This window comes from Nereida ignava, assembly GCF_001049735.1.
GTDB lineage: Bacteria > Pseudomonadota > Alphaproteobacteria > Rhodobacterales > Rhodobacteraceae > Nereida > Nereida ignava.
The window spans coordinates 1-1,843 of sequence record NZ_CVPC01000041.1 but is presented as its reverse complement, the minus strand read 5'-3'; the positions used below and the strand labels follow the sequence as shown (position 1 = coordinate 1,843).

The 1,843-nt window shown below is 47.4% G+C and carries 3 protein-coding genes; 1 reads left to right on the top strand and 2 read right to left on the bottom strand.

All coding sequences use genetic code 11. From position 1 onward, the window contains the following. Positions 1–339 (top strand): IS1380 family transposase (locus NIG5292_RS14055; RefSeq protein ID WP_048600170.1); only part of this gene is annotated, 339 nt, incomplete at its 5' end. Between the two features lie 11 nt (positions 340–350). On the opposite strand, the gene NIG5292_RS14990 is transcribed toward NIG5292_RS14055, so the two are convergent. After that, complete coding sequence (locus NIG5292_RS14990) at positions 351–491, bottom strand: hypothetical protein (protein ID WP_158441640.1); 141 nt, start codon at positions 489–491, stop codon at positions 351–353. A 203-nt stretch (positions 492–694) separates the two neighbouring features. Beyond that, positions 695–1,120, bottom strand: coding sequence for a hypothetical protein (locus NIG5292_RS14050; protein ID WP_048600169.1), 426 nt, complete (start codon positions 1,118–1,120; stop codon positions 695–697). Between the last annotated feature and the right edge of the window lie 723 nt (positions 1,121–1,843).

The following is a 1,843-nucleotide window of genomic DNA, read 5'->3' as shown; positions in this document are numbered from 1 at the left end:
AACCAACGCGGCACCGCCGAGCAATACATCAAGGAAGGCAAGCAGGCGATCAACTGGACCCGTTTGTCCTGCAAAGGCATGGCGCAGAACGAGGTGCGGCTGCAACTCCATGCACTGGCTTACAATATCGGTGCCTTCCTACAGGGCACTGATCTACCTGATGAGATAGCCGACTGGTCACTGACAAGCCTGCAGACGCGATTGATCAAGATTGGTGCGAGGGTTGTGCGTCACGCCCGTGCAATCACCTTCCAACTGGCCGAGGTGGCTGTCAGCGGCGATCTGTTCAACCGCATCCTTGCGGCCATACATCGGCTGCGCGCACCGCCGGTTCCCTAATGACAACATCGTTAATCATAAAACCTGAACAAAAGCGGCTCAACCGGTCTATCCATACGGGGGTCGGTCAGACCAATATCCGGATCAACCTCGCCCCCGAGACCGGAAATCGTGCTCAGTTCGCGCGTCAGATGCCCGAACAACGGCACCATGGGTGCAAGAGGCTTGATAGGAGCGCAGAACAGCGGCAAGGTGGGCGGGAGGACGTTCTACTTGGGGAATGTCAGTTAAAGGTCTGACTTTGAGCGTGCGGGCTGATATTAGAATCCCTGCTTTCAGCAAAGGCTTCAATAAATGCACCAATTTCGTTATCATTTAATTTTTTATCTGCCATAATATTTACCCTACTTACTCGTCAATCTGGGTCTGGATTTCGAAAAGTGAGTTCAAAACTCATCCACAATAAGCACACCAAGAAAAAAGGACGGATAATTTGTATAAACACAACAATTCCCCGCTCAGGGTACGTAATAATTTCGTACAGAACTAAATAATCATCAATGTAAATCGCAATAGCCCAAGCAGTTAATGCTATCGTAACATACTTTGCAGCATTTAATGATTTAAACAAAAGCACCGGATATCCAACCATACAAATGATGGCGAGTGAGAGCCTCACATAGGTTAACTTTGCAGCCGCCAAAACCTGCTCTGGGTTGTCTCCGTCAAACGTATTCTCAGGGAGTGTAATAATTGCATAAACTGCTACTCCCAAAAAAATATACGAAAAACCCATTGCGATCCAAAAGATGTTGGAAAGTCCATATTTTTGTAAGATCATTTAAAAAGAGCCTGTGGATAAATGACATTATTGATGTCGTAATTAGGCATTCGTTATCTCCATTATAGTCGCTTGGCAAAGCAAATCGTTGCTAATGGCTGCGCTTTCGTACAATATTGAGCGGATCATCGTAGAGCTGCGCCGCACTAAGTCGTTATGCTTTGGGTCGAGGGTCATACACGATGCGTAGTTGAAATTGCCGAAAGTTTCAAATTGAGCCTGAGCAGCTACTGCTTCACTGGTTGGATTATAACTTGGCATGAAGTGATTTAAATGCCAGATTATTGGCTTCGCAGTGCTAATGGCGCTGCTAAGCTCCGCTGTCTCCATGTTTTGGGAGGGATGTGTTGTAGACAGCGGAGCATAGCAGCAAGGCTTGTACTGAGCGTAATCACACAGCCCAAAACCTCATAGAACATGTATAGTATGAGATTATTGCGTAAGTCATTGTAAAACATAGACTTCAGGAAAGACGTCTTTCCGGTAGGAAGACCAATATCTCAGACTTTATGCTCAAAGCTAACAAATGCTTAGGTTTTGAGGAGATAGCGCCATGCGCCAAGCACAGACACTTAACGATGCGCAGTTGCGGAGGGTGATACAGTACTGCCGCAGCAGGCGTCATCCGGTGCGTGACGAGACGATCATACTCACCAGCTTCTACGCAGGGCTGAGAGCAAAGGAGATCGCAGCACTCACCGTGGGCAACGTGTTTGATGAAGC

Excerpts from the sequence above, each read along its gene's own strand:
- NIG5292_RS14050 (WP_048600169.1), bottom strand. The coding sequence starts at position 1,120 with ATGATCTTACAAAAATATGGACTTTCCAACATCTTTTGGATCGCAATG.
- NIG5292_RS14990 (WP_158441640.1), bottom strand. The coding sequence starts at position 491 with ATGGTGCCGTTGTTCGGGCATCTGACGCGCGAACTGAGCACGATTTCC.